At 43.4% G+C, this 4,997-nt stretch carries 5 protein-coding genes; 2 read left to right on the forward strand and 3 right to left on the reverse strand.

Annotated features, from left to right (window positions below; all coding sequences use genetic code 11):
* Nucleotides 1–16 precede the first annotated feature (16 nt).
* Both CAG69_RS10100 and CAG69_RS10105 read left to right on the forward strand, forming a co-directional pair.
* On the forward strand, nucleotides 17–646 hold the full coding sequence (locus tag CAG69_RS10100; RefSeq protein ID WP_161444045.1) for a LysE family transporter: 630 nt from the start codon (nucleotides 17–19) through the stop codon (nucleotides 644–646).
* Nucleotides 647–665: 19 nt separating this feature from the next.
* Complete coding sequence (locus CAG69_RS10105) at nucleotides 666–1,148, forward strand: YbaK/EbsC family protein (RefSeq protein WP_161444047.1); 483 nt, start codon at nucleotides 666–668, stop codon at nucleotides 1,146–1,148.
* A 46-nt stretch (nucleotides 1,149–1,194) separates the two neighbouring features.
* Here the strand turns inward: CAG69_RS10105 and mscS are convergent, their stop codons facing one another.
* The 3 genes from mscS to CAG69_RS10120 all read right to left on the reverse strand — a co-directional run bounded on the left by mscS (nucleotide 1,195) and on the right by CAG69_RS10120 (nucleotide 4,877).
* A complete protein-coding gene (mscS, locus tag CAG69_RS10110) occupies nucleotides 1,195–2,061 on the reverse strand; it encodes a small-conductance mechanosensitive channel MscS (protein WP_161444050.1) in 867 nt (288 codons plus the stop codon).
* Between the two features lie 424 nt (nucleotides 2,062–2,485).
* A complete protein-coding gene (fbaA, locus tag CAG69_RS10115; RefSeq protein ID WP_005393947.1) occupies nucleotides 2,486–3,562 on the reverse strand; it encodes a class II fructose-bisphosphate aldolase in 1,077 nt (358 codons plus the stop codon).
* A gap of 154 nt (nucleotides 3,563–3,716) precedes the next feature.
* Nucleotides 3,717–4,877, reverse strand: coding sequence for a phosphoglycerate kinase (locus tag CAG69_RS10120; RefSeq protein WP_161444052.1), 1,161 nt, complete (start codon nucleotides 4,875–4,877; stop codon nucleotides 3,717–3,719).
* Nucleotides 4,878–4,997 lie beyond the last annotated feature (120 nt).

A 4,997-nucleotide genomic window follows, 5' to 3' on the forward strand; every position in this document is an offset into this window, starting at 1 on the left:
TGAAGTGAGGTGAAGTGTGAGCTTGTGGGTTCTATTGCAAGGGTTTGGTTTAGGGGCATCAATGATCATTCCGATTGGCGCACAAAATGCGTATGTCTTAAATCAAGGCATAAAGCGCAATCATCACCTGACGACTGCCACTATTTGTAGCATCCTAGATATGATCTTCATTTCTCTAGGTATCTTTGGTGGTGGTGCGATTTTGTCTCAAAATGAAATCTTACTAACATCGGTGACGCTTGGTGGTATTGCGTTCCTGAGCTTTTATGGATTACTGTCACTTAAGAGCGCGTTTAAGTCAGACAGTGAGTCAGAATCAAAAGGTGAAGTCGTCGCTCGTGGTCGTCGAACGGTCATTTTAGGTGCGCTAGCCGTCACAGTACTTAACCCACACTTGTATTTAGATACAGTCGTTATTCTGGGCTCTATTGGTGGGCAGTTTGAAGGCCATGACCGAATTGCTTTTGCACTAGGTACGATGATAGCTTCCTTTGTTTGGTTCTATACCTTGTCGATAGGAGCCGCAAAACTAGGCCCTACCCTATCAAAGCCAAGAGTGAAAAAAAGCATCGACATCGCGGTCGCAGTAATGATGTTCACGATAGCGTATATTTTAGCTAGTGAACTTATTGAAAAGTACTGGTAATCAACAGGACAACAAAGACATGGAGTCACTAAAGCGTATCTATGATATCAATAGAGAGCGACTCAACGCGCTCTCTATTCCTTTTCGGGAATGGCAGCATGAAGCCATCTTAGACTTTGACACGGATATAAGAATTGCGTCCGAGCTTGGATGGACAGGCACGCACACCAAAAGCCTCTTCTTAAAACTTAAAGGACAAGGCTACGCAATTTATCTAACAGAAAAAGACTCTCGCCTCGATGCCAAACAAATAAAAGCCGTCACAGGTAAACGCCCATCAATTTGTGACGACGGTGAAATGGTCGAAGTGTTAGGTTGTTTGCCTGGAGCGGTATGTCCGATTGGCTTACCTGAATATGTCACGCTCATTGTTGATACAACCCTGTATCTACACGAAGAGTTGCTCTATACGCCAGGGTTGCCTGAATTCACCTTTGGCTTTGCCGGTAAACATCTAAAACGTCTATTGCTTGCCGGTAATCACATTCTTTATGAGATATAAAAAAGCGAGGCCAATTGGCCTCGCTTTCGAATATCTACCGCTTTTATTAAGCGTCGATTTTGTTCAGATGAACATCCATTTGTGGGAATGGAATTTCGATACCATTTTCATCCAGTGCTTCTTTAATACCTTGCATTGCATCAAAGTATACGCCCCAGTAATCTGCAGTTTTCACCCATGGGCGAACCACAAAGTTTACTGAAGAGTCTGCCAGTGTAAGTACACCGATTGTGATATCAGGATCTTTCAAGATACGCGGATCTTTTTCTAGCGTCTCGCGAATTACTTTCTTCGTTAGTTTAAGATCCGCTTTGTATGACACACCAATCACTAGGTCGACACGTCGTGTCGCATGGCGAGAGTAGTTAGTAATAGCACCGCCGATAACTGAAGAGTTAGGCACAACAACCATTTTGTTGTCTGGTGTTTTTAGAACTGTTTGGAAGATTTGAATTGCTTCAACACTACCCGCTACACCACCGATTTCTACGTAGTCGCCTGATTTGAATGGACGGAACGCAACAATAAGTACGCCTGCTGCAAAGTTTGATAGTGAACCTTGTAGTGCAAGACCAACAGCAAGACCTGCCGCACCAATCACAGCAACAACAGAAGCGGTTTGAACGCCTAATCGACCAAGAGCCGCGATTAGCACGATTACAAATAGCAAGTAACGAACAAGACCGTGAATAAATTCAACGACGGCCTTATCCATGTTTTTCTTTTCTAGTACTTTAGAAACACTACCAGCGACTGCCTTAACGATAAGATTACCGATAAACAGAATAAGCAGCGCAGAGATAATGTTCACACCGTACTGAACCAGTAGATCTGAATTGTTTGTCAGCCAAGTTTCAGCCTGAGTTAGACCATCCGTTAAAGTGGTATCGATACCCACCGATTCACCTGCCATAATTCTTATCCTCAAAAATAAAGAGATATAAATCCAATTGCCGTTAATTTATGAACCTTGTTTTTTAAAGGCTCTTTTCTAAAACAACATCCCTATTGCTCCACTGAACAGTGTCAGATTTTTGGCACAATATCCCAACTCTGACTTTTTTCAAAGTCAGAGTTTCGCAAAGATATGCAAAACAAGACTTTATCAGAGCTTTCTGACACTGACTTGTTACAGGTTACGCAATGCACTCTGATTTCGCCACTCTTAAGACTGATATTCCCATGTTTTCTTTAAAAAAACGTTAAAGGTGAGATGTCTCACTAGCAAATACAACCTAACGCATAAAAATACCGGAAGAAAGCAGAGGGGAAGAAAATGATAGACATAAAAAAACCCGCTCAAAGAGCGGGTTTTTAAGTAACTTAATCAGTAACGATTATAGTACGTCAACTGCGTTTAGGTCAGCAAATGCTTGCTCTAGACGAGCTACCATTGAAGCTTGACCAGCACGTAGCCATACGCGTGGATCGTAGTACTTCTTGTTTGGTGCATCTTCACCAGTTGGGTTACCGATCTGACCTTGTAGGTAATCGTGGTTTTCAGCTTCGAACTTACGGATACCATCCCAAGTAGCCCACTGTGTATCAGTATCGATGTTCATTTTGATTACACCGTAGCCGATAGATTCACGGATTTCTTCTAGAGAAGAACCTGAACCGCCGTGGAATACGAAGTTTAGAGAGTTCGCTGGAAGACCGAATTTCTCAGAAACGTGCGCTTGAGAATCACGTAGGATAGTTGGAGTTAGTACAACGTTACCTGGCTTGTATACGCCGTGTACGTTACCGAAAGATGCTGCGATAGTGAAACGGTGGCTGATTGCGCTTAGTTTCTCGTATGCGTATGCAACGTCTTCTGGAGAAGTATATAGCTCAGACGCATCCATATCAGAGTTGTCAACGCCGTCTTCTTCACCACCAGTACAACCTAGTTCGATTTCTAGAGTCATGTTCATTTTAGCCATGCGCTCTAGGTACTTAGCAGAAATTTCGATGTTCTCTTCTAGAGACTCTTCAGAAAGGTCGATCATGTGAGAAGAGAATAGTGGCTTACCAGTTTGCGCGAAGTACTCTTCACCAGCGTCTAGTAGACCGTCGATCCAAGGAAGTAGTTTCTTAGCTGCGTGGTCAGTGTGTAGGATTACTGGTACACCGTAAGCTTCAGCTACAGCGTGAACGTATTTCGCACCAGCAACAGCACCTAGGATTTGAGCTTCTTGACCTTCAAGTTTTAGACCTTTACCAGCAAAGAAAGCAGCGCCACCGTTAGAGAATTGAACGATAACTGGAGCTTTAACTTTTGCAGCTGCTTCAAGTACTGCGTTTACAGAGTCAGTACCCACACAGTTTACTGCTGGAAGTGCAAAGCTGTTTTCTTTTGCAACTTCAAATACTTTCTGAACGTCATCGCCAGAGATAACACCTGGTTTTACGAAGTCGAAGATCTTAGACATGGATGTAATCCTATTTATCTGTCGTTTTTAAACAAAACTTGTTAAGTTGAAAATCTTGCAAACGTTTGCTCACAACTGAGGCTATTCTAGCAGAGTTCCTCACACGTTGCAGCAAACAAGAAAGCGGGAGAATCACTCCCCCGCTTTGCTTTAATTACTTAGCGCGTGCTTCTAGCATTTCTACTGCTGGAAGAACTTTACCTTCTACGAATTCAAGGAAAGCGCCGCCACCTGTAGAGATGTAAGAAACGTCAGCTTTGATACCGAACTTGTCGATAGCTGCTAGCGTGTCACCACCACCTGCAACAGAGAAGCCTTCAGATGCTGCGATAGCTTCTGAGATACCTTTAGTACCTGCTTCGAAGTTCTTGAATTCGAATACGCCTACTGGACCGTTCCATAGGATAGTCTTCGCGTTCTTAAGGATTTCTGCTAGTTCATCTGTTGAATCTGGGCCAAGGTCGAAGATCATGTCGTCGTCTTGTACTTCAGAAACGTGTTTAATTTCTGCTTCTGCGTTTTCGTCGAATGCTTTCGCACATGCAACGTCAGTTGCTACTGGAATTGCACACTCATCCATTAGCTTCTTAGCAGTGTCTACTAGATCCGCTTCGTATAGAGACTTACCAACGTTGTGGCCAGCAGCTGCGATGAATGTGTTAGCAATACCACCACCAACAACTAGTTGGTCAGCGATTTTAGATAGAGACTCAAGTACAGTTAGCTTAGTAGAAACTTTTGAACCACCTACGATAGCAACCATTGGACGAGCTGGGTTGTCCATTGCTTTACCTAGCGCTTCAAGCTCGTTTGCTAGAAGAGGGCCAGCACAAGCGATAGGTGCGTGCATACCAACACCATGAGTTGACGCTTGAGCGCGGTGAGCCGTACCGAATGCATCCATTACGAATACGTCACATAGTGCTGCGTATTTCTTAGATAGCTCTTCGTCGTTTTTCTTTTCGCCTTTGTTAAAGCGAACGTTTTCTAGAACAACAAGTTCACCAGCGTTTAGCTCTAGGCCATCTAGGTAGTCTTTTGCTAGCTTAACTTCACAATCTAGTGCGTCGTTTAGGTAGTTAACAACTGGTTGTAGAGAGAACTCTTCAGCGTATTCACCTTCAGTTGGGCGACCTAGGTGAGACGTAACCATTACTTTAGCGCCTGCTTCTAGGCAGTGCTTAATAGTTGGAAGAGATGCGATGATACGTGCATCTGAAGTTACTTTACCGTCTTTTACTGGCACGTTTAGGTCAGCACGGATAAATACACGTTTACCTGCAAGATCCAGGTCAGTCATCTTGATTACAGACATGATGTGTCCTCTCAAATATTGATAATTAAAGTTTTTGAAAACTCGGCAACCCTGCCAAGCCTGTTAATTCTTCAAACTGGTTATAGATGATATGGAGATATCATGGATTTATTTCAAGGC

This window comes from Vibrio sp. V43_P6S15P86 (assembly GCF_009904725.1).
GTDB lineage: Bacteria > Pseudomonadota > Gammaproteobacteria > Enterobacterales > Vibrionaceae > Vibrio > Vibrio diabolicus.

Excerpts from the sequence above, each read along its gene's own strand:
- fbaA (WP_005393947.1), bottom strand. The coding sequence starts at position 3,562 with ATGTCTAAGATCTTCGACTTCGTAAAACCAGGTGTTATCTCTGGCGAT.
- CAG69_RS10120 (WP_161444052.1), bottom strand. The coding sequence starts at position 4,877 with ATGTCTGTAATCAAGATGACTGACCTGGATCTTGCAGGTAAACGTGTA.
- mscS (WP_161444050.1), bottom strand. The coding sequence starts at position 2,061 with ATGGCAGGTGAATCGGTGGGTATCGATACCACTTTAACGGATGGTCTA.
- CAG69_RS10105 (WP_161444047.1), top strand. The coding sequence starts at position 666 with ATGGAGTCACTAAAGCGTATCTATGATATCAATAGAGAGCGACTCAAC.